We start from the raw sequence: 282 nt of genomic DNA, 5'->3' as shown, positions 1-282 counted from the left end.
TAAAAAACCTACAAAGAAAAATGGAAAACCCAAGAACAAAAAGTTTCGATGTATAAATGTAAGGTTAAATAATTTATCTAGTACATTAGATTCAAAAAAGTGGTAGTTACCTAAGTATTGAATCCCCACACCACCAATGAAACTAATTACCGCTAAAACAATGCCTAGTTTCAGGTTGTCACGAAAAAAGTAAGTCAAAACTCCTGCGCCTATCATTCCGGGCAAGTACCATAGATGATGGTAACCAACAATAATTGTTTTTATTACTTTGATGATTTCTAT

The 282-nt window shown here is 32.3% G+C and carries 1 protein-coding gene; it reads right to left on the bottom strand.

Annotation, left to right across the window (positions count from 1 at the left end):
* Positions 1-282: hypothetical protein (locus BFF42_RS27390; protein WP_216080637.1), on the bottom strand; the 282-nt coding region annotated here is incomplete at both ends.

It is taken from the genome of Shigella sp. FC1661 (assembly GCF_001712525.1).
In the GTDB taxonomy this organism is placed as follows: Bacteria; Pseudomonadota; Gammaproteobacteria; order Enterobacterales; family Enterobacteriaceae; genus Escherichia; species Escherichia coli.
Note: the sequence above shows the minus strand (reverse complement) of the source record. Positions and strands in the feature narration are given on the sequence as shown.